The sequence below is a fragment of the Klebsiella sp. B345 genome (assembly GCF_051131735.1).
Lineage (GTDB): Bacteria > Pseudomonadota > Gammaproteobacteria > Enterobacterales > Enterobacteriaceae > Klebsiella.
Genome location: NZ_CP180443.1, coordinates 5,177,244 through 5,196,731, shown reverse-complemented (window position 1 = coordinate 5,196,731; position 19,488 = coordinate 5,177,244). Strand labels below are relative to the sequence as shown.

The window sequence follows — 19,488 nt, the reverse complement described above, 5'->3', positions numbered from 1 at the left end:
TCGTTACATTCAGGCATTTGCTCTGGCGGCGACTTTCGTGGTCTTCTTTGCCGCCGTTGTGCGGGTGGCTTTTCTGGTGCCGGTCGCCGCTTTCGCCTGCCTGCGTGTTCGTGTTGTTTTTTCTGCTGCGGGTGGTTCAGCTGCCGGCGCCTCAACTGCGGCGGCCTCGCTGAATACAGCGCTGGTCTGCGGTACCTTTTTCAGAGCGCTGACCAGAGAGGCGATCTCTCGCTTAACGCCTGCGCCAGGGTTCAGGCTCATGGCTTCACGGAAGAGTTTTAACGCCTCGCCTTTCGTCTCTGCGTCTTCGGTAGCGCGTCGGCAAAATGCCTGAACCTTGCATAGCTTCGCGCGGACCTCATCGGGCATATCGCTGGCCCCCACGATCCCGGCTAACTCATCAAGCATGGTGATATAGCCGGACAGGTCAGCTTCGGCGTCCGTGGTGGCGAGATTCAGAATGGGATTACAGATTTCCTCTGCCAGCACCGTGGCGGCCGATCTGCGGTAGTTGTCCTCCGGCATGCTCAGGCCATGCTTAACGACATAGCGCCCGATACGCAGTGCCAACGGATAATCAAAGCAGTCCGCGGCCCACACCATCAGCGTGGAGATAACCGGATCCGCGCGTCCGCTGTCACCTTCGATCGTCCCGTCAATCCACCCTTGAAACTCCGGGAGAATGCTGGCTTTCACAGCGGCTTTCGCCTGCCTGGACTGGATCTGACTTAGCGAGGATTTATGCATGCGCAGGCGAAAGAGGATCTGCTCATGCGCGGTGCGCGTCTCTGCATCCCGCTGATCGCTGCCGCCCCGCCTCTCTGCCATGACCTGCTGGAAGTGTTTTTGTGCTGGTGTAAGCATTCGTTAACTCCTGGCGGGCGCGTTGCCCGCCTGGTTGCGGTTATTATCAGGCGAATGTCACGCCATCGATCATGGCAATCATGCCGTACTCTTCAATGACATAGTCGTCATTGCTGGACTGATAGGTCGCAATACGGTTGTAGTGCGGTTCTTCCCGGATAGAGCGGCGCAGGGAGCCTTTCTGGTAGTACACAGAGAGGTTTTTCAGGTTGGTGATTAACACCACGTCTTCCGGGATCCCCGGTACAAACACGGTCGGCAGGCCGCCGATTTTTTCCTGGCTGACAATCAGCTGCGCAGCCAGCAATTCGGTATTCGGGTTGGTCTGACTGAGTGCGTTGACTTTTGGCAGGTTCACTTTCAGCAGCAGATCGGAAGAAAGCACGGTGACCAGGCCAGGGGTACGGCGGAACCATGGATCCATGAGGCTGTGACGAGCATCGAGCACGGCGGCGTCAATATTGCCGTAGGTGCCGGATGCAATTACCGCGTTGTTCTCATCGCGGGAGGTCAGCGTGATGCCTGGCATAATGCGCTGCGGCGCTTCATCGCGGATCTTTTGCAGCCAGCCCACGCCGCAATCCTGCAATAACGGATACGCCGTGCGATCGGAGTTTTCGGAGTAGTGCGTACCATTGAAGCCAACCATCTGGCGATCCAGCCCCAACTGACGGGCCATGGCATTGCTGATCAGCGACTGAAAGTCTGGGTGACCGGCCCACGCATCCAGCTCCGCATAGGAAAGCGCATAGTCATAGTTGGTTTTGCGGCAGTGGTAGTTCTGCGGCTCTTTGTTATGGTTCGGCGCCGGGTTGCGGCGGTTGGTGCCGTCCGAGCTGTTGTTGGTGCTCGCCATCGGCCCTTTACTGCCGATCTTCACTTTCTGGCCTTCCTGCTCCTTAACCCCAAAGTGGTTAACCTGCTTCATAAAGTCGTCCGACTCCATGGCGGCCTGTTCCAGCTTTTGCTGAATAGTCGGGTCAACGCTAAAGCGATTGGCAACAGCTGAAGGTGAAACGCCATTCAGTTGTGCCTGACGCACAATATAATTATCAAATAGTTCGCGGGTCTGGTTTTCCATGATTACCTCTTAAAATTCTGCAAGCTGGGTGCTGCTGGCGCCGGTCGCCGCCGGCCGCGCGCTGTAATTCTCTGCAGGCTGGTTCTGAAGTTGACCACGCAAGGCGTTGAGTTCACTGGTCAGTTGCTTGATATCCGCTTTATCCTGCTGACGTTCCTGCTTCAGGGTGCTTAACTGGTCAATCTGGTCGCCCTGTGATTGCGCCACAGCTTCAACAACCTGGTGCAGCTGGCTGAAGCGCTGATCGTCAGTTTTCTGGCCCTTATTCAGAATGCCCATCATACGGTTGAACCAGTTGGCCCCCTCTTCACTGCGCTGGGCTGCCAGCTCGACCACTTCGGCCTCCAGCGCATCAGAGAACAACGGCGCCTCAACCTGTTGGTTGTTGAAGGCCATCACCTGCACACGCTGCTGGGCGGCAAATTTGAGACGCTCAGTCCCCAGGCTTGCCGGCGTGTCTGTCATCGCAAGGCCAACCACGTACGCCTTACCGTTAAGAGCAAATTGCGGATGCAGCTCAATGCTGGAGTAGACTTTTTTCCCGTCATCAGTGAGCTGCTTCATACGCGTTGATGCGTCGATTTCGGCATACAGTGCAGTGCGACCAGAGAGCGGACCGTCAGTGATGTCTTCAACACTTAATGCCGCCACATCCCCCATAGCGCCGAAGTCACTGCCCGGATACGGGGAAAGGTAGTGCTCGACATTCACGCGGGCGCCGTAAACATCGGGATTGTAGTTAGCCGCAGCGTCGCGAAGGTGTTCCGGGCGGATCTCGCGCCCGTCAACCGTCGCGCCAGAAACCGCAACACGGAATTTTTTACGGGCTGGTTTAGTGGTGCTGGCCATGTCGTTTATCCTGTTGGTTTGTGTCAGTCGCAGCATCATGGCATTGCGTAAAAGCCCCGCGCCACGCGGTTTTGTTGTCGGAGAACGCCCAGACCTGAAACCCCGCGCCGCCGTGATCGCGCGCGGGTAATCTCCCTGCTCAAAAGGGGGTGTGAATGATTCAGGATGCGTTTATTCGATTGCGGGCTAAGCAGCTCTACTGGCAGGGGTATCCGCCCGCCGAAATATCCCGGCTGATGGGTATCAACCCGAACACGGTTTATTCGTGGAAAAAGCGTGATGAGTGGGACGAGACGACACCGATCAAACGGGTCACGCAATCCATTGACACCCGTCTCTGCCAGTTAAGTGCAAAGGACAATAAAACCGGTGGCGATTTCAAAGAGATCGATCTGTTAACCCGGCAGTTAAAAAAGCTGGATACCGGGCAGAGCACCACCCTCTCTGGCGTTAATAAAACCAGTCGTCGCAAGAAGAAAAACCATTTCACCGACGAACAGATAGAAGCGCTGCGCACAAAAATCATCGACTCTCTCGCCTGGCATCAGCGCGGTTGGTATGAGCAACGCGATATGCGTAACCGAATGATCCTCAAATCGCGCCAGATTGGGGCGACCTGGTACTTTGCCCGCGAGGCGCTGCTGGGTGCATTGAGGACTGATGTTAAGCACGACTATCAGCGCAACCAAATCTTCCTTTCAGCATCCCGTAAACAGGCGCTTCAGTTCCGAAACTTTATCCGTAAAGCGGCTGAAGAGGTGGATGTTGAGCTTAAAGGCGGTGAGCAAATTACCCTGTCAAACGGCGCAGAGCTGCACTTTCTCGGGACGTCAGCAGCAACCGCGCAGTCTTACACCGGCCACCTGCGATTTGATGAGTTTTTCTGGACCGGTAACTTTATCAACCTGCGTAAGGTCGCCGGGGCCATGGCGACGCTGAAGGGATTAACGCGCACCTACTTCTCCACCCCCTCCAGTGAAAGCCATGAAGCCTATCAGTTCTGGACCGGTGACCGTTGGAATGCGAAGCGGCCTAAAGCGCAGCGTGTTGATTTCGATGTGACCTGGAAGAAAACCCATAGCGGCGTGCTTTACCCGGACAAAACGTGGCGGCAGATCGTCACTATTCAGGACGCCATCAACAACGGCTGGGACTATACCGACATTGACGAGATCAGAGATGAAAACAGCCCTGATGAATTTGAAAACCTCTACATGTGCGAGTTCGTCAAAGACGGCGAAAGCGCGTTCAACCTGAGTCAGTTGCTGGGTTGCGGCGTTGACGGGTACGACGACTGGCCGGACTGGAAACCTTTCGCTGGGCGCCCCATGGGCCTGCGTGAAGTCTGGCTGGGTTATGACGCCAACGGCGGCAGTGGCAATGGCGATGCCGGCGCCCTGTCCGTCACTGTCCCTCCCCTGGTGGCCGGAGGGCGGTTTCGCACGATTGAAATTCAGCAGCTGCGAGGCCTTGAATTTGAGCAGCAGGCGGCAGTGATCAAGGAGGCGGCGGAACGCTACAACGTCACCCACATTGCCATTGACGGGCAAGGCATCGGCGAGGCGGTCTGGCAGATTGTTAAAAACTGGTTCCCGGCGGCTATTTGCTACCAGATGAGCCTCTCATCCAAGCGCGCCCTGGTCCTTAAAATGCTGCAGTTAATACGCGCCGGACGCTGGGAATATGACCGCAGCGAGCAGGGTCTGGTCAGAGCCTTTAACGCCGTTCGCAAAGTCGTTACGCCCGGTGGTTTCATGACGTACGAGACGGACCGGTCACGCGGAGTGAGCCATGGTGATATGGCGTGGGCAACCATGCTTTCGATTATTAATGAACCGCTGGGCCAGGAAAGTGGCGGCGGTGGTTTCGCGATGGGGTGGTAACAGTGAAAAAGAAATACAGTAAAAAACCGGTAACCAGCACCTCCGGTTCTGACATTGCGGAGTCACTGAAGGCCGATCCGGCGCTGACAGCGTTCAGCTTTGACGGCCCCTATCCCGTGCGTGATATGGCCGACCTGCTGGACAATCTTTATTGCCTGGATAACGGGCGATACTATGAAACACCGGTAGATTTTTATGGTTTGGCTAAAGCGCCACGCCAGAGCGCCTGGCATGAGTCTGCCCTGTACTTCAAACGTAATGTGCTGACCGGCTGCTTTATCCCGCACAAGCTGCTCAATCGCCAGACCTTTTCCGCGTTTGCACTGGACTGGTTCACGTTTGGCAATGCCTACCTTGAACTGCCGCGCAATCGCCTGGGCGGACCGCTTCCCTTCCGGCATTCACTGGCAAAGTACACCCGGCGCGGGAGCACAGATCTCGATCAATACTGGTTCATCAGGCGCTGGAAAGAGGAACATTCGTTTAAACCGGGTTCAGTGTGTCACGTTCTGAATCCGGACATTAATCAGGAGGTCTACGGCATGCCGGAATATATGGCAGCGCTGCTGGCGACCAGTCTGGCTCACTCCGCTGACATGTTCCGCAAGCTCTACTACGACAACGGCTCCCACGCGGGATGTATCGTCTATATCGGTGCGGGGCAGGTTGACGATAAAAGCATGAAGGCGGTCAAGGAGACACTAACCGGTGCGCGGGGTCAAGGCGCGTTTAAAAACCTGCTGCTGCATGCGCCAGGCGGCGGCAAGGATGGCGTGCAAATCCTCCCCTTCCAGCAGATCACGGCGAAAGATGAGTTTATCAACATTAAGAACGCCACCCGGGACGACATACTCGCAGCGCACCGTATCCCGCCGCAGCTGATGGGCGCCATGCCAGAGGGAAACGGATCATTTGGGGATATCGAGAAAGCCGCCCGGGTATACGCTATCAACGAGCTGACGCCCGTAATGGAAGCGCTGAAGGTGGTTAATGAGTGGGCGGGTGAAGAAGTGATCCGCTTCAATCCCTATGCGTTGCTTTCCCCTGAGAAATAACCGCCAGATAAGTCAGTTTCTTTAAACAACATCAGCCATTTATAGCAGGCCAGCGTTTTCGCTGGCCTCATCTTTTCTGCTTTAAAAAATCCCGCATCAGTTGCCCTCTACGCATCGCTGCTTTTTTCCTGCGCGAGGCATGCCTCCACCCAAAACGACCGCTCACCGTGACGCAGAAACCGTGAAAATGCGTGTTCTGCCACCCTCCCTATCCTGACCCGCTTGCGGGGGCTTGCCCCCCGTCACCTGCGCGCAGATATCCTGTTGTTTTTCGTACATGCACAAAACCAGCCCCAGACCACATATCATGCAGGGTTAAAGGGGTAGAGCACATCAAAAAAATTGTGCAAATTTTTGCGTTGTTGTACAACGCCTGCTCCTCACATAAGGCTGACAGACAAATATCTGATAAGGTCAGCTCCGTGCGAGCAGTTGATCTTGTATTGCCCTCTTTCAAGTAATGGTCAGACCCTCATGTCCAATATGAATGTTAGATTACCGAACGTAATAGAGTAGATTCAACATCAAACAAATCATTTAATATCATACAGTTAAAAACATTCAATAGGAAAATGATGGATTATCTTTTCAGTATGTGGAAATTTATAGATGATAGTGTAAAGATGTATGAACCATACACAAATGGGGGTTATCTATCGTGGCTGAAACTAAGAATATTGATGCTGTAGCTGGTATTATTTCCAGTAAGATATTTAGGGAACTAAAATGGGAGATGAGCAAACACACTGATCTCAATTGGCCGTGTTGTTTAGACTCGCACCTCAAGCATAATCAAAAAGAAAAAACACACCCTACCGATGTGGTTTTTTTCTATAAAGATCCATATAGTGATATATATCAATACATTCAGACAGATCTTAAGTCTTATTCAAATAAGACCATAACAGACTCTCAATATGGAAAAATACAATCTACAATAAAAAGCTTAGCCCAACAGGTAGATTGCAGCGTAAGAAACTCTGAGTGGAAAGGTCTATTTCTGAATGAGATCACAGATAAATTTCAAGTACATGGAATGCTTTTCATATATAACCATGACAATGAGTACGACAAGGAGTTGCTTGATAAGATTTCAAATATTCTAAATTCAGATCTAAAATTTCCAACTAATTCTTATCTCTTTATTTTAGACCCAGTTACAATCAGATTTCTATTAAGCGTGACTGAAGATATTGCGAAGCGAAGAAATTATGAAGATTATAATGGGCAGTTGGCCGAAATACTATGGGAGAAAATTCCCCCATGGGATAGTTGTGGATTTTTTTATCCTGACAAACATAACAAATTTGCGTCTAAAGACAGGCTATTACCAGCAACTCTTGAAATGCTTACATCAGGAATGATTTTCTTCCAATACAATCATGATTTCGTCCGCGACCAGAATGGCGCTAAAATCACAAAAAAATATTAAATATTTATTGGAAAGAAGTGATAACCAAAGAGGAACAATTTGTTTTCTTAATTGAATATATATTTAACTATCAATTATTAAACCAGTTTGATAAGATTTTCATTGTTACACCTTTTAGTTCCTCTTCATCTCAATTTTTAAGAGATGCAATTACAACTTATTCCAGGATTTATTCTTTTACACTTGATAAATTGAATCGACTAAGAGAGCAATTACATAATATTTCGATCGACATGGTAACCTCTAGTATATTCCCATTTAGAGTAACCAGCAAAGATGTTAAGAAAATTTGTGATTTTTCTGGAGAGTCTAAATGAATAAGTATCAAGCAACAATATTCTCAACTGATAGTGACATATATACAGCCCTGCAATCGAATAAAATTAAGCTATCAGATAATTCCATCCGTGAAATTGCGTTTAATCGTGGTGTTTTGTTTGCATCAAATCTTGAAAGAGATGTACTGATAGAAAAAGTGTCTGAACTCCCGTTCTCATATTCTCACATTGTATCAATTCAGGATCGACTGGCAACAAATACGAACCATGAAATATATTCAATATTGCGTGTTTACGAAGGCTTCGATGTTAACAATCTATATGAAGTAGTAGAGACCGTTAAATCAGAAAGGAACAACAAATATAAAGAAGAAATTATCACTCACAGCGGCGGCCTAGGAATATATACCATCGAAGTTAAGTATACTGAATACGATTTTAGACGAGGTAAATTTCAACAAAAAAAATTAAATGGTGGAAAGATAAGCTTTATTAAGTCCAAGAATTTCACATCCGTACGATTCACTCAAACTAAGAAAATAAAAAGTATCCTCAATGATATACTTAACTATTACAAGGTTAAGGTTTTAGACACAATAAACATACAGCACATCGATCTTGCACATATTTCAGACCAGAAACTGAGAAATATGTTCGCCAAACATCTCTACGACTTTGACAACAGATCTACACTCGATGGTTTTAATTACTTTGGTCTTGAGAAAGTTAGACTAAGCAGAATAAAAACAATATTTGAAGATGATGCAGATGATCTGAGTACCCCTTCTTCGGATTTAAACTCAGATTTTGAAGGAGATGAAGGTGATGAAGGTGATGAAGGTGATAGCTCGCAAGGAATGATAAGTAAAAGTGAGGAAAATAGAAAAGATGAACATAACCGAGTATTTAGACTTAATAATGCATCTTATGATGGACATTCATTAGTTGATGCCAAGCAGATTGAGGAGTTGTGTGATGAGGGTTTCTATAGAAGCTTTATAAGATGGAAGTCACGTGTTACTTTACTAAATAACAATCCAATTGTTACTTTTGAAATTGGGTTCGAGGACAAACATTTCTGTCGTGAAATTAAAATAAGAATACTTCATAAGCAGTATTCATACTCAGGGGATGACAAGGAAAAAATCGAACCTCATGAGTTTGATTTGATTATAAAATCATTAGAGGATAGAATATTTAATGCAAATGATTTAATTATAGAAGAACTGGCAAAGCAAACATCAACGCCGATTAAAACGTTAGAAGAAGAACCGGAGGCTGAATAATGATAAAAGTCAAGGTCTTTCACACTGATGAATGCCTAATGAGAGACTTCGCTCTTAGTAAGGTTAACTCAAAAAGCTATAATGACAATGATGGATTTGGATTTGTCATCCACGATGATTTTACTGATTATTGCAAAGTTCAATATGTTGAAAAAAACACTATTGAGCGACAAATTGAAACACCGATAGGTGATTTTAGTACTATTCAAGAAGTAACATATTACAAATTTTTCTTTATCCTAAGATATAACTCTAACAATTCAATAATATTCTTGAACCCCCCGCGAAATATAAAATACGCTTCTGATATTATTCGCAGTCTAATTCCTGAGGGCTGTCACGTAAGCCAGCTAAAGTTAGATTTAAAAACATAATAGAAAGTATTAAACACATACGAAAAGGGAAGCTAAAGCGCTACGCTTAGCAATATTCTATATGATACTCAAACCCATGCCAAAACAAAATTAAACTCAACAGATGATTTATATCATTTTTATACTGAAAATTATATGAAAACAATCGCAAAAGTAGATAGCGCCATTTTTGAAATAAATGGGAAACTTTATGAGTTAACAGAATCAGGACGGATAACTTTCCAGGGAGATGATATTGAGTCCGTACTTAACTTTCTTTGAACATAGCACCCTGCTCTGCCAGGGTGCTATTTTTTGAGTTGGATCGCTGCCGTGTAGTTTTGCTGAAGCAATGCTGCCTCTGATTTTTTCTTTTGGTACTCCGAAACCGCAGCGGCATAGTTGTCTGCCCGTCGTTCCGCCTCTTGCTGTAGCTGCCCGCGCCAGCGCTGCTCTGCTTCTTCCACTGTCAGGCTCATATCTTTCGCAGCAGTGACTTTTGGGCCCCACGTCAGCGCGGCTTCGTCATCAATTGATGCGCGCAGGTCGCGCGCTATGCGCACAAAGGCTTGATCAGAGCTTTCACGGCTGGATTTTTTCAGCCTGCTGATAATCTCCTGCCGTTGCTGGCGTGAACATCTCCTCAAACCCTCGATATTCAGCGGAACTTCTGTCACTGAACTGTCGCCTGGCGCTGTTTTGTCATCTGGTACCGCCAATTCTGACGATGGTTTTTCAGTCGAAACGGAGCGCCCCGTACAGTTATTGACAGAACTCCAAGGGGCCGCGTCGCGGCCTTCTAAGGTCAAATTCTCGACCGGCGATGGCTTACGCTTCGGTACAATTTTGTAATCGTTGGTACGGGTATAAATGACCGCTTCACTGATCGTAAAAGGACAATAGATGCCGGTGATTTTGGAGACTGTGTCACCATAATCATTGCCGTTTTCGGTGTATTCGTAATTGAGGCGCACGCGCAGGCAATCACGGGTTACAAACGGGCCGCCCTGGGCATTGATGTATCCCGGCCAGTCGGGCGCATCAGCTGCAGCGCGGGCAGCTTCAAGTTCCGGGTGCAAGACAAGCTCACGACTTCCTAGCCGCCGCAGCTCCCGCCAGGTGGATACAGGCGCGCCGCCAATCTGCTGGAATTGGCGAATACTCCAGCGCGAAGCCCACGCCCGCACGCGCTTTGCCATCTCTTTAACGGGCTTGCCTGACTCGTGATCAAACTCGCCATCCATTCCATAACCGTCGATATTTTTTGAGATGTACTTCGCGATGTATCCCGTTGCCGATCCAAACTCTTCATCAATTGGTTTGGCAGTAAAACGATACTCAGCCGCGCCGCGTTCGTTTCCATCCTCTTGGAGGGCGTACTCATGAAAAATATCAGTGGCAAGTTCCACCTCTTCAGGGCGGAGAAATAACAGCAGGTGCCAGTGTGGTGTTCCGTCGTGATGTGGCTCTGCGACACGAAAACCAAATGTGCGGATGCCTTCCCTCCCCCATTTGGCGCGGACACGCGACCAGACGTTACAAAGGTACTTTTGAGTTTTGCGTGGGCTGGCGTTGCAGTATTTATCGTTACGCTTGCCTGAATGCACATGCGTGGCGTGATAACGTGACGGTGCGGTCAATGTGTAGAACATGCCAACCAGTCCCATCTCGTTAGCCATATCCTCAAAGCCACGCATGCGCACCATCAATTCATGACGGGCGATCTTCGGGTTGGAAACGCTGCCCATGACCTTATCGAGCAAGGAGCTACGCTCGCCAGTGTCCTGGTCTTCCAGCTCCATTGCCTGAAGGTATTCAAAATTGGCTTTCTTTTGAGCTATCCACTCCCTGAGGCAAGGTTCAGAGCAATAGGGTGATGCCACTTTGCTGACATGGCTAGTGGCGATCATGAGGTGCTCGCGCCAGCGGTCATGGATTTTGCGGAGCTTACCCAGCCACCACTTTTCCTTTTGAAGCCTGGCAATAACACGCAATGCATCTTCTGCTGTCAGTACTTCATCGCAGTACTGTTTCCAGCCGGGGATCGCAATGTTGAGTGAGGTCGCTTTGCTGGCAATTGCGCCGTAAGCGTAGATCGTGGAAAACTCCACATCGGCGGTTTTCTCGTACCGAAAATCAAACTCACGCATAAACTCGCTTTTCATTAAATTGGCGAGCCTATAGGCCAGTCGTTTCAGGCGCTTTTTATCAGCCCAAGGCAGCAGATGAAAATCATCACGTAGCGGAAAGAGAATTGCAGGCAGATTACTTTGCGGCAGATATTGTGCGTTTACCGCATCAACACGACGCAATACATGGCGCTCAAACGTGTTGAATAACCAGCGTACAGCCTCTTTCGGATCCCTGCGGTCCAGAGTTTCCAGATGCATTGAAAAACGCTTGCGGATAAATGCGGGGAGAGCCTGGACGCGGCGACGCAAGTGACGGGCGAGCCTTGCTCGTTCAAATGCCTTGCGCGCCTCGTTATCGCGAGGTCGCAATGGTACCCGATAAGCAACATCAACAAGATCGCTATAGACGAGCGCCTTACGCTCGCCTTTAGGGGTGAGATACTCAATTGCAGGCTCTTCGGCGTCGCTTGGATTAATAGCCCGTCGCGGGGCATTCCAGCTCCATGCCAGGACTGTGGAATCAGGCATAGCTCACCGTCGTTATCTTATTTTGCCAGGTCAACGCCACAACAAGCCGGCGCGCCAAACATTTCGGCATATGTCGCATCACCCATCACCGCCCCACAGTCCGGGCAACCTCCACCACCAAAACGACCGCAACCACCACACACGCCAAGTACGCCAATCACTTCACCGGCCATATCGCGATTTTTGGCACTGATAAAACGGCGGACGCTAAGTGAGTGGAGATTGAAAGCGGAATAGATATCACGGGTTTCGGGGGTATCACTGTTTGAGATAACTGAGTGGTTGCCGCGCTGGCGATGGGCATCGAGCAGGGTTGCAACCAGAGCTCGATGATCGTCCAGGGTGAACGGCTTGCCGTATGCGGTGAAATTGGCGGTTTTACTGGCCGGGATATATGGTGGATCGCAATAAATGACAGCGTCATTGCTAGAATATCTGGCGGCACGAATTGAAAGGCGAAAATCGCTATGCATGAAAATAGCTTTTGTGTCATTGGCCTTTTCGGCAAACAGGCGCATTTCTTTTTCAGGAAAATATGGGGCTGCATTCCTTCCAAACGGAACGTTAAATTCTCCCTTCTGATTAACACGATAAAGCCCGTTAAAACCGTGGCGATTAAGGTAAAGAAACATAGCTGCCCACTGTACCTTGCGCACCGTTCCTGTTGCAGCCAGGCGGTTTTTGCTAATGAAATTGAAACCATCGCGACAAGCGTAATAGTCCTCGCAGAAATTTCCGTCCAGAAAGTACATTCGAGTGCTTCTTATTAGCTCTTCGGTAAATCTAGTTAATACGTCGAAAAAGTTGATCAATGCTAAGTTGCTGTCGCATAGAACATACCGACGGTAATCCGTATTCATAAATACGGTACCGCTGCCAACAAATGGCTCAATCAGGCAATCAGCTTTAGGTAGATGCTTTAGCAGTTCCGGCATCACGCGGGCTTTGCCGCCTGCCCATTTAATCGGTGACTTAATCATTTGCGGCATTCCTGGTTATAGGTTTCATGGGTCATCAGTCGCCACTGCTTACCACCGTTTTTGCTGAGCAAACGCCAACGCAGGCCAATGCGGATCACGAGGTAGGCGTGTGGCTTGACGCGGGTGTAATTACGCTGTCCACGAGCAAAGCAATTCAGGGCGGCAAGCGCTCTCTTACAAACCGGCAATGGTGCGTTACAAGCAACGGATAGGTGCGAATGCATGGCGGCCCTCACAGGGATCCAATGTGTGGAGAGGTCAAGCGCTGCCAGATTTCGCAGACCTGCTCCGCTTGATATCGCGCGTCAGTGAGCGTGTAACGTGCAAGAGCGCTTCTCGCATGAGGCGCATAGTCTGTGGCAGCAGCAAGGTCGAGAAGTGAACGAATGCAGCGGTATTTTGTGCCGTCAGGAAAGATGCCTGATACCCCTGAGCGATCCACGGCATAACGAAGTGAAACCAGTTTTTCCGGGGTATCTTTGAACCATACGAATAACGCCGCGTTCCGGGGACAGGTCTTATCGGCGATGAAAGCAGCAAGGCTGCAAAGTACATCTTCTTCAGCTTCAGTTGCGCTCATCACTTCGGCGCGCCAGTGAGAGTCTTTTTTCATCCAGTCGAATGCCGTACTAATGCTGATACGGCCCTTCAAGCTTTCAGATTTGCGAATGTCTATCGAAGAATAAAAAACCTTTCCGATCTGCCCTGTTGAGGGTTCAAAAAACACAGCTTCGATGGCACACAGAGGTGATGACGGTTTCTTATTGACGTTAATCAAATCGATCATTAAGTGATTCATGTTTTACTGCCCTCGCTGATGGTTATTTCGTGGTTGGCTATCCACTGCTCTAGTGCTGAATAAATCTCTTCGGGGGTAAGGCCTTGTTCTTTCAGCAGGCCCATGCGGATGCGCAGCAATCCGAGCAAGTGGGTGCGCTCGCCTTTGCGCGCATTGGTGCTGATTCCCATAAACTCCGGATCGCTTATTCCGCCCTCTAGCTTTATCGACGTAACCGACATGCAACCTCCTGAAAAAGGCAAAACGAATCCCCGGCAAAGTGAATGCCGTTATTTTTAACGCTGGTTAATTAGTGGTTAGGGCGCGGTTTTCTTTTTATCTGCTTGAATAACCTTTCATGCCAGTAATACATGAAATCAATAAAGGTCATCCGCGCGCGTTCGTGATTACCGCGAATTGCTTTCTCCAGACCGTAAATAATTATATCAATTGATGGGCTGTTAGAGCTGACTGTAATACGCGCACCATTTCTCAGGTGGACAGTGAAACCCTGCTCAGCATTTTCTATCGCCTCGCGTATCAGCATTTCCTGTTCCCAAGATGTTTTTTCTTCGGTGAACATGGCGTACTCCGATGATCAGTTAAAGCGAGGGGGCTCCAGCCGCCAGGAGGCTCTAGCTCCCAGTTTCAGGTGTTCCAGGATCTCCGGTGTAACCTCTACGGTTACCGCTTGCGGCTGAACAAACGTCATAGCCCTCTTCAGTTGCTCAGCGCCAAGAGATAGCAGGTCATATGGTTTAGGGATCTCACCATCGGTGACGGAAATAATGATGTTGCGGAGTTCTTCAAGGGTGCATTCATCATTCTCGCCTTGAAGCATTGCGAAATGATAAAGGTGGGATACGCCATGACGTAAAAGCTGGAGAGAGTAATCATGATTCCATTCCAGAAACTCTTTATTGAAATGGAAGCATTGTAAAAGCGAGTTAATTTTGTCTGCATATTCGAGTTTCATTTTCGCCCCCAGAGATTAAAAAGCAATAAACCGCTTTTTACTCATGATTCTGTCAATCGTTCGGCATGCTTCTGATAAAGCAAAGTCAATGCCGTAATAATGGCCTGTGTGCGTAATTTGATAGCGCTGGCGGTTGTACGGTTTTTTGCGTGGGAGTTTCAGAATAGTAAAACCACAGTAGAGGCTGGTTTTGCTATTGAGTTGTGATACTGATCCGCGGCTACCGTTCTTCATGTTTCCTCCCCTGAAACCGGCTATCGACCTGACTCACCGAGACCAAGCCACATCAACCACCCTTCCCTGATCTCCTTTGGACGACTTTCGTAGGCCAGTTTCATGCCGTTGTTCCAGGCTGGAAGGTAAACCCAGTACTCGCCCGCACGGCCAGAAGTAGACAGGGGATCGGTCATCTCGATTACAGGAAGCTTCCCTTTCTCGATCATTCCTCTTACCGCAGCCGGCGTTTTCCCGATGAGTCTGGCAAATTCCTGATAAGGAACCGCATCGGTCGTGCTTGTGATTTGCTTTACCATTAACATTTCCTCGTTATTCGGTTCATGGATTGCTCTTAATGGCTTATAGTTGGCTTTAGTGTTCAATACTAAACACTTAACTGTTTACATCTAAACACCATACTATTGAGATCTAAACACCATGTCAAACGCGTTAAACGAGAAAATCGTCTTAATAAGAAAGTCTGAGTATCTAAGTAGACAGCAACTAGCTGATCTAACAGGAATTCCTTATGGGACTTTAAGTTATTACGAAAGCGGACGCTCAACCCCACCAACCGACGTAATGATGAAGATTCTGCAAATACCTCAATTTACTAAATACACACTGTGGTTCATGACCGATCAGGTTTCGCCTGAAGCCGGTCAAATCGCACCGGCACTCGCACACTTTGGGCAAGACTTAACAACCTCGCAGCACTCAGACCAAAAGATTGGTTAACAATTAACCAGTCCTACATACATTTCAAATGTCTATTATTGGTCGAAAAGTATTCATCACATAATTGCAACGCGTTGAGGCCTAAAGGCAAACGCACCCATCGGAGGGTTTTCTTATGACTATTAAGAAACTCGATGATGGTCGATATGAAGTGGACATCAGGCCTGCTGGTCGCAATGGAAAGCGTATCCGCAGGAAGTTTGATAAGAAAAGTGAAGCGGTAGCTTTCGAGAAGCATACTCAGTTCAACCATCACACCAAAGAATGGTTATCAAAACCGACGGATAAGCGGCATCTGTCTGAACTGATACAGCTTTGGTGGAATTTGAAAGGCAAGCATGAGGAGCACGGTAGGATAAACCGCAACAAGTTAGATATTTTTTGCAGGATTACCGACGATCCTTGTGCTTTTCAGATTACGAAAGCGCTGATTAGTCAGTATTACGCGGCAAGAAGAAGTCAGGGCATTAAAGCTTCTACCATTAACCGTGACCTAAACAGCATCAGTGGCATGTTCACAGCGCTAATCGAGGCCGAGTTGTTTTCGGGTGAACATCCGATCAGGGGCAGGAAGAAGTTGAAAGAAGAAGTCCCCGAAACTGGCTATCTGACAGAGGACGAAATCAAGCACTTGCTCTTTAGACTGGATGGCGACAACAAGAAGATAGCCGTTCTCTGTTTGAGTACAGGTGCTCGTTGGGGTGAAGCGGCTCGACTCAAGGCAGAAAACATCATACAGAACCGTGTGACGTTCGTTAAAACCAAGAGTAACAAGCAGCGGACTGTTCCAGTTTCAGCGGAAGTGGCAAAACTCATAGCGGATGGTAAGCGAGGGTTGTTATTTGGTAAGGCGTCTTATTCTGACTTCAGACAGATACTCAGGGAAGTAAAACCTGATCTTCCGACCGGCCAGGCGACGCATGCACTACGCCACAGTTTCGCGACGCACTTTATGATTAATGGGGGAAGCATTATTACGTTACAGAGGATCCTTGGGCATGCACGAATTGAGCAAACTATGGCCTACGCTCACTTTGCGCCCGAATACCTCCAGGACGCGATCTCGCTTAACCCGCTGAGAGGTAGCGCTGATGTGTGAAACGTCCACATAATGTCCACAGATGGGTAATTAGTTATGGCTTTCAATGGTCTTGCGTGCCGCGCAACCCCGCATTGTACCGTTGAAAGCCCCTTGTTCCGGGTGTTTCCAACGCACCCGACGGGGCTTTTTTTTCCCCGCTGCGATCGCAGGTATTCCCTGAATTAATGTGTTAAATTTGATGTATCTATGTTTACTTTTCGTGGGTAGCCGTCCCCAGCTGGATCTGCTGGGTTGTCTCCACTCGCGATCGGGAGCCGTACATTCATGTCAGATTTTATTCTTGCTCGTGTTTCGCAAACACTCGCCAACGAACATTCACTTGAATTATTAGTTCGGCAGCTGCTTGAGATGCTGGAGCTGGTGACCAGAATGGAGTCGACTTATCTGACTCGTATTGATTTTGAAGCACAGCGTCAGCTTATTCTGTATGCGCATAACAGCAGCGTCATGCAGATCCCGGAAGGGTTTTCCGTGCCGTGGAATGATTCATTGTGCAAACGGGCCATCGACGATAACTGCCAGTTCAGCAATGATGTCAACCACCGCTGGCGTTCATGTATTGCCGCTCAGGATCTGGGGATCATGACCTTTTTCAGCATCCCCGTGCGCCTCGCCGATGGCTCGCTATACGGTACGCTGTGCGCAACCAGCCGTGATAAACAGCCCTACAACCTTGAGGGAGAGCAGGTCATGGGACTGTTTGCGAATTTAATCTCTCACTATATTGAGAAAGAGACGCTGGTCGACCAACTGCGTACGGCCAACATCGCGTTAGAAATGCACTCTTACACCGATGAACTTACGGGACTGGCAAACCGTCGCGCGCTGTTTAAACACCTGACGTCGATATTTCCCCGTGCACGTGAGCAGCAGCGCAATATCCTGATGGTCTTTATCGATCTTGACGATTTTAAAGCGATTAACGATCGCTTCGGTCATCAGTGCGGCGACAGTTTCTTGATTCAGATTGGCGAACGCTTAACTGCTCACCTTGAGCCTGGCGATCTGGTGGGAAGGCTTGGCGGCGATGAATTTTTAGTGGTAGGTGCAGAGCGGGACGCCGCGCAACAGCAGGCCTTCGTCGCCACTTTGCGCCAGGCGTTAAGCGGGGTGTATCATCTCGCTGGCCACCGGATTAACTACCCAGGGGCGAGCTTTGGCGTCATTGACGTCAATCCTCAAAACCAGGATGTCGAAAGCGCGTTACGTGCCGCCGATGATGCCATGTATCAGGATAAAAAATCCCGTCGCAAAGAAACCTTTCTGCATCTTGATTAAAACAGTCGGGTAATATCCGGTATGATAGCGAGGCTTTATATCCGTCATACTTCAAGCTGCATATGTAATGGGTTCTTTTATCGCGGGCACCATGTTTAGCCCCAGGGGTAACACAATGAGATTGGGTATTCTTTTCCCGGTGGCCATCTTTATCGTCGCCGTTATTTTTCTCGGTTGGTTTTTTGTCGGCGGTTACGCGTCGCCGGGAGGCGCGTGATGAAAAAAAGCACCATTATTATGCTTATCGTCGCCATTATTGCGCTGGCTGGCGTGCAGTTCGGCTGGTGGTAATCGTATTTTTTACCCAGCTGAAATTGCAGAGTTGTCTTATCCACTCAATAACTTAACGCTATACACTCACTTCATCAGCCGATTCCGCAGGCCCTTTGCCCGCGGACGGTGGACCAGTGGAGAAGTGAGAAATGAAAAAACCGATCGTGTTAACGTTGCTACTTACGCTATGCACGCTGTTATCGGGTTGTATCGTGCATGATGGCTATCATCACGGGCGCCACCACCATCATTATGACGGCCGCGGGTGGTAATTGAGGGATTAGGCGAGCGAAGGATCACACTGGGCGAACGTCGGTTCGCCCCGTTTTATAGCAACTGACGATCAGTCCTGACGATCGGAACCTAAAAAGAAGAACCCTAGTGGAATAGAAAACAGCAGCGTGAACACGGTGCTGTAAACGGTCACCATCGCTCCTTGCAGGAAGAACATCGACACTGTCCATTCCGAATACGGCATATTGTATTCGCTGACCACGCCGCCGAACGTTGCGCGCCCTACCACGGTAAGCGCGATGGCAAACACAATCCCTACCGACAAGAAAAATTTCTTGCTGTTTTTATTGCTGATGAGTTTTTGCAGAATCATCCGGGTTCCCTTTTCACTGACCGATAATCGGCTGTATATGTAACACCAATGCAATAAAAACTGAAGGGATTTTGTTACATCGCAGTGATTACCACTGCCTGGCCGGAATGATTACCGGCCAGCGGTTCAGGATTGCAGGGTTGCCAGTCGCGCGGCAAAACCGACGAAAACAAGGCCAATCAGACTGTTACCGATTTTAGCCAGCTTGGTTTTCGTTTTCACATAGCGCGTCACGAACGAACCGGAGAGGATCAGGAAGCTCATATACATAAAGCTAATGATCTCCAGCGTCAGCGCCAGAATAAAGAACGCCAGTCCCGGCGTTTTCGCGCTTACGTCAATAAACTGCACGAAAAACGAGACATAAAAGAGGATGGCTTTCGGATTGGTCAGGCTCAATGTCAGCGACCGTTTCAGGATCGCGCTCCCCGGTTCGGCACTGGTGTCAGCATGTCCGTCCCGCTGGGTTAGCACGGCGTACAGCATTTTACCACCAAGCCATAGCAGGTAAATCGCGCCCAGATAACGAACGATGTTAAATAACACCGGAGTGGTCTTAATGAGCGTCGCGACACCGGCAAAAGCCAGCAGCATCAGCACCGCATCACCGATGAACACCCCGGCTGCCGCCAGGTAACCTTTTTTAACGCCGTGAGCAATACCGGTTTTCAGGACAAAAAAGGTATTAGGGCCGGGAACCAGGATGATAAAAATAGCCCCGACCAGGTAGGTCAAATAATTCAGTACACCAAACTCAGCGAACACGCTGCACTCCTTCGCTTTCAACAAAAAACATGAT

24 protein-coding genes are annotated in these 19,488 nt (G+C 48.9%); 10 read left to right on the top strand and 14 right to left on the bottom strand.

The window, feature by feature from the left end; translation table 11 throughout:
- Positions 1 to 9: 9 nt before the first annotated feature.
- Genes gpM through ACMYSO_RS24380 form a run of 3 tightly spaced genes read right to left on the bottom strand, consistent with a single transcriptional unit; the run spans position 10 to position 2,794 of the window.
- Positions 10 to 864 (bottom strand): phage terminase small subunit, encoded by an 855-nt coding sequence (gpM, locus tag ACMYSO_RS24390; RefSeq protein WP_434668601.1) that lies wholly within the window; start codon positions 862 to 864, stop codon positions 10 to 12.
- Between the two features lie 46 nt (positions 865 to 910).
- Positions 911 to 1,945 (bottom strand): phage major capsid protein, P2 family, encoded by a 1,035-nt coding sequence (locus ACMYSO_RS24385; protein ID WP_224256418.1) that lies wholly within the window; start codon positions 1,943 to 1,945, stop codon positions 911 to 913.
- Between the two features lie 9 nt (positions 1,946 to 1,954).
- Entirely contained in the window at positions 1,955 to 2,794 is an 840-nt protein-coding gene (locus tag ACMYSO_RS24380; protein ID WP_224256419.1) for a GPO family capsid scaffolding protein, read from the bottom strand.
- 155 nt (positions 2,795 to 2,949) lie between these two features.
- On the opposite strand from ACMYSO_RS24380, the gene ACMYSO_RS24375 reads away from it, so the two are divergent.
- From ACMYSO_RS24375 to ACMYSO_RS24355, 5 genes are all read left to right on the top strand, one after another.
- Positions 2,950 to 4,677: a terminase large subunit domain-containing protein gene (locus tag ACMYSO_RS24375; protein WP_434668600.1), complete on the top strand. Its 1,728-nt coding sequence runs from the start codon at positions 2,950 to 2,952 to the stop codon at positions 4,675 to 4,677.
- Positions 4,678 to 4,679: 2 nt separating this feature from the next.
- The gene (locus ACMYSO_RS24370) at positions 4,680 to 5,732 is read left to right on the top strand and encodes a phage portal protein (protein WP_434668599.1); all 1,053 of its coding nucleotides are present in this window, start codon (positions 4,680 to 4,682) and stop codon (positions 5,730 to 5,732) included.
- A gap of 658 nt (positions 5,733 to 6,390) precedes the next feature.
- Positions 6,391 to 7,164, top strand: a complete 774-nt coding sequence (locus tag ACMYSO_RS24365) for a hypothetical protein (protein ID WP_434668598.1) — start codon at positions 6,391 to 6,393, stop codon at positions 7,162 to 7,164.
- Positions 7,165 to 7,477: 313 nt separating this feature from the next.
- Positions 7,478 to 8,728: a hypothetical protein gene (locus tag ACMYSO_RS24360; protein WP_155032192.1), complete on the top strand. Its 1,251-nt coding sequence runs from the start codon at positions 7,478 to 7,480 to the stop codon at positions 8,726 to 8,728.
- Positions 8,728 to 9,102, top strand: a complete 375-nt coding sequence (locus ACMYSO_RS24355) for a hypothetical protein (RefSeq protein WP_434668597.1) — start codon at positions 8,728 to 8,730, stop codon at positions 9,100 to 9,102. The genes ACMYSO_RS24360 and ACMYSO_RS24355 overlap by 1 nt, the downstream gene beginning before the upstream one ends.
- A gap of 287 nt (positions 9,103 to 9,389) precedes the next feature.
- Here ACMYSO_RS24355 and ACMYSO_RS24350 read toward each other — a convergent pair whose 3' ends face one another.
- The 9 genes from ACMYSO_RS24350 to ACMYSO_RS24310 form a co-directional block, all read right to left on the bottom strand.
- A complete protein-coding gene (locus tag ACMYSO_RS24350) occupies positions 9,390 to 11,741 on the bottom strand; it encodes a replication endonuclease (RefSeq protein WP_434668596.1) in 2,352 nt (783 codons plus the stop codon).
- A gap of 17 nt (positions 11,742 to 11,758) precedes the next feature.
- Entirely contained in the window at positions 11,759 to 12,721 is a 963-nt protein-coding gene (locus ACMYSO_RS24345; protein ID WP_434668595.1) for a Dam family site-specific DNA-(adenine-N6)-methyltransferase, read from the bottom strand.
- Positions 12,718 to 12,945: a ParE family toxin-like protein gene (locus tag ACMYSO_RS24340; RefSeq protein ID WP_423202343.1), complete on the bottom strand. Its 228-nt coding sequence runs from the start codon at positions 12,943 to 12,945 to the stop codon at positions 12,718 to 12,720. The genes ACMYSO_RS24345 and ACMYSO_RS24340 overlap by 4 nt, the downstream gene beginning before the upstream one ends.
- Positions 12,946 to 12,953: 8 nt before the next feature.
- Positions 12,954 to 13,508 (bottom strand): 3'-5' exonuclease, encoded by a 555-nt coding sequence (locus tag ACMYSO_RS24335; protein WP_434668594.1) that lies wholly within the window; start codon positions 13,506 to 13,508, stop codon positions 12,954 to 12,956.
- Between the two features lie 8 nt (positions 13,509 to 13,516).
- The gene (locus ACMYSO_RS24330) at positions 13,517 to 13,741 is read right to left on the bottom strand and encodes a hypothetical protein (RefSeq protein WP_434668593.1); all 225 of its coding nucleotides are present in this window, start codon (positions 13,739 to 13,741) and stop codon (positions 13,517 to 13,519) included.
- Between the two features lie 68 nt (positions 13,742 to 13,809).
- Positions 13,810 to 14,082 carry a hypothetical protein gene (locus ACMYSO_RS24325; RefSeq protein ID WP_434668592.1) on the bottom strand — a complete coding sequence of 91 codons (273 nt, stop codon included), beginning with the start codon at positions 14,080 to 14,082 and terminating at the stop codon, positions 13,810 to 13,812.
- 15 nt (positions 14,083 to 14,097) lie between these two features.
- Positions 14,098 to 14,475, bottom strand: a complete 378-nt coding sequence (locus ACMYSO_RS24320; protein WP_004131517.1) for a hypothetical protein — start codon at positions 14,473 to 14,475, stop codon at positions 14,098 to 14,100.
- Between the two features lie 15 nt (positions 14,476 to 14,490).
- Complete coding sequence (locus tag ACMYSO_RS24315) at positions 14,491 to 14,709, bottom strand: hypothetical protein (RefSeq protein ID WP_004131515.1); 219 nt, start codon at positions 14,707 to 14,709, stop codon at positions 14,491 to 14,493.
- A gap of 20 nt (positions 14,710 to 14,729) precedes the next feature.
- On the bottom strand, positions 14,730 to 15,008 hold the full coding sequence (locus ACMYSO_RS24310; protein WP_160183639.1) for a regulatory phage cox family protein: 279 nt from the start codon (positions 15,006 to 15,008) through the stop codon (positions 14,730 to 14,732).
- A gap of 121 nt (positions 15,009 to 15,129) precedes the next feature.
- On the opposite strand from ACMYSO_RS24310, the gene ACMYSO_RS24305 reads away from it, so the two are divergent.
- The 5 genes from ACMYSO_RS24305 to ACMYSO_RS24285 all read left to right on the top strand — a co-directional run bounded on the left by ACMYSO_RS24305 (position 15,130) and on the right by ACMYSO_RS24285 (position 18,354).
- A complete protein-coding gene (locus tag ACMYSO_RS24305) occupies positions 15,130 to 15,429 on the top strand; it encodes a helix-turn-helix domain-containing protein (RefSeq protein ID WP_094898250.1) in 300 nt (99 codons plus the stop codon).
- Positions 15,430 to 15,544: 115 nt separating this feature from the next.
- A complete protein-coding gene (locus tag ACMYSO_RS24300; protein ID WP_024359508.1) occupies positions 15,545 to 16,528 on the top strand; it encodes a phage integrase in 984 nt (327 codons plus the stop codon).
- 267 nt (positions 16,529 to 16,795) lie between these two features.
- Positions 16,796 to 17,809, top strand: coding sequence for a sensor domain-containing diguanylate cyclase (locus tag ACMYSO_RS24295; protein WP_434668591.1), 1,014 nt, complete (start codon positions 16,796 to 16,798; stop codon positions 17,807 to 17,809).
- 115 nt (positions 17,810 to 17,924) lie between these two features.
- Complete coding sequence (locus tag ACMYSO_RS24290) at positions 17,925 to 18,026, top strand: YoaK family small membrane protein (protein WP_123755447.1); 102 nt, start codon at positions 17,925 to 17,927, stop codon at positions 18,024 to 18,026.
- Between the two features lie 205 nt (positions 18,027 to 18,231).
- Complete coding sequence (locus ACMYSO_RS24285; protein ID WP_227540094.1) at positions 18,232 to 18,354, top strand: hypothetical protein; 123 nt, start codon at positions 18,232 to 18,234, stop codon at positions 18,352 to 18,354.
- Between the two features lie 71 nt (positions 18,355 to 18,425).
- On the opposite strand, the gene ACMYSO_RS24280 is transcribed toward ACMYSO_RS24285, so the two are convergent.
- Both ACMYSO_RS24280 and leuE read right to left on the bottom strand, forming a co-directional pair.
- A complete protein-coding gene (locus ACMYSO_RS24280; protein ID WP_434585336.1) occupies positions 18,426 to 18,689 on the bottom strand; it encodes a DUF2534 family protein in 264 nt (87 codons plus the stop codon).
- A 126-nt stretch (positions 18,690 to 18,815) separates the two neighbouring features.
- A complete protein-coding gene (gene leuE / locus ACMYSO_RS24275; RefSeq protein ID WP_434668590.1) occupies positions 18,816 to 19,454 on the bottom strand; it encodes a leucine efflux protein LeuE in 639 nt (212 codons plus the stop codon).
- Between the last annotated feature and the right edge of the window lie 34 nt (positions 19,455 to 19,488).